Origin of the sequence: Bacillus sp. S4, assembly GCF_040838205.1 — a bacterium.
Taxonomy (GTDB): Bacteria; Bacillota; Bacilli; order Bacillales; family Bacillaceae_G; genus Bacillus_A; species Bacillus_A cereus_U.
Genome location: NZ_JBFPJI010000477.1, coordinates 1 through 1,801, shown reverse-complemented (window position 1 = coordinate 1,801; position 1,801 = coordinate 1). Strand labels below are relative to the sequence as shown.

The window sequence follows — 1,801 nt, the reverse complement described above, 5'->3', positions numbered from 1 at the left end:
CTATAGAAAAAAGATTTTCCTTCACTACTATTTCAATCCAATCTTTTCTTGCTTTAATAGTTTCTCTAATTCACGACGAAATATATGAGTTTTCTCAACATCCTTGAGGTTTTCATCTGCTACAGCTACACCATAATACTTTCCACCGAATCCTTTCGATACAACTACGTAAAACGTTCCTAATTATCAATCTAGCATTAAGTAAATGTAAAAAATCACCCTATTTATTCATTTTTCATGCGTATGTATGTACATTTGTTAATTTATTCGATATATTATGGGTATTGAATGATTACGAAAAGATAATAGGTCGCTCGTATAACACCTTATATTTTTATATCCGTGAAAACTGCAAAATGTATGAAATTCCATTTGTCAAATGAATTTAATGCGGAAGGAGGTTTGTGGTTACTTCATCGGGATATAATAATCAGTTTTGAACTGATAAAAATACAGGAGGCGACATGATGTTTCGTACGATTTCAAACTTTATGAGAGTAGCTGAGATAAGAAACAAAATTCTTTTTACACTAGCGATGTTAATTGTTTTTCGAATTGGCACGTTTATTCCAGTTCCTCATACTAACGCAGAGGTATTAAAAGTACAAGATCAAGCCAACGTTTTAGGCATGCTGAACGTATTTGGCGGAGGAGCACTGCAACACTTCTCAATCTTTGCTGTAGGTATCACACCATATATTACGGCTTCCATCATTGTACAATTACTACAAATGGACGTTGTACCTAAATTTACAGAATGGGCAAAGCAAGGAGAAATGGGCCGTAAGAAGTCAGCTCAATTTACTCGATACTTTACAATCATTCTCGCATTCATACAATCCATCGGGATGTCTTATGGCTTTAATAATATAGCAGGCGGACAATTAATAACAGATCCAAGCTGGACTACATACTTATTTATTGCGACAGTTTTAACTGCTGGTACTGCATTTTTACTTTGGTTAGGTGAACAAATCACCGCTAATGGCGTTGGAAATGGTATATCGATGATTATCTTCGCAGGACTTGTTGCGGCGATTCCGAATGTTGCTAATCAAATTTATTTGCAACAATTTCAAAATGCAGGCGATCAATTATTCATGCACATAATAAAAATGGTTTTAATTGGACTCGTAATTTTAGCCATTGTCGTTGGTGTTATTTACATTCAACAAGCTGTTCGTAAAATACCGATTCAATATGCAAAAGCTGTATCAGGAAACAATCAATATCAAGGAGCAAAAAACACTCATTTACCTCTTAAAGTAAATAGTGCAGGTGTAATTCCTGTTATCTTTGCTTCTGCCTTTTTAATGACGCCGCGTACAATTGCGCAGCTCTTCCCTGATTCAAGCGTATCTAAATGGATAATTGCGAATCTTGATTTTGCACATCCATTTGGAATGACACTTTATGTAGGTCTTATCGTTGCTTTCACATATTTCTATGCGTTCATTCAAGTGAACCCTGAACAAATGGCTGAGAATTTGAAAAAGCAAAATGGATACGTACCTGGTATTCGTCCAGGTAAATCTACAGAACAGTATGTAACAAAAATTTTATATCGCTTAACATTTATCGGTGCCATTTTCTTAGGCGCAATTTCAATATTACCGCTCGTATTCACGAAAATCGCAACATTACCACCTTCTGCCCAAATCGGTGGCACAAGCTTACTTATCATCGTAGGTGTAGCATTAGAAACGATGAAGACGCTTGAAAGTCAGCTTGTGAAACGTCATTATAAAGGTTTTATTAAAAAAGTAAATTAATTACGAAAACACACTAGAAGTCCCAATAG

Annotated in this window: 1 protein-coding gene; it reads left to right on the top strand. The window is 35.3% G+C overall.

The genetic code is table 11. From position 1 onward, the window contains the following. Positions 1-467 precede the first annotated feature (467 nt). The gene (gene secY / locus AB3X48_RS21800) at positions 468-1,772 is read left to right on the top strand and encodes a preprotein translocase subunit SecY (RefSeq protein ID WP_002161671.1); all 1,305 of its coding nucleotides are present in this window, start codon (positions 468-470) and stop codon (positions 1,770-1,772) included. The last annotated feature ends 29 nt before the right edge of the window (positions 1,773-1,801 follow it).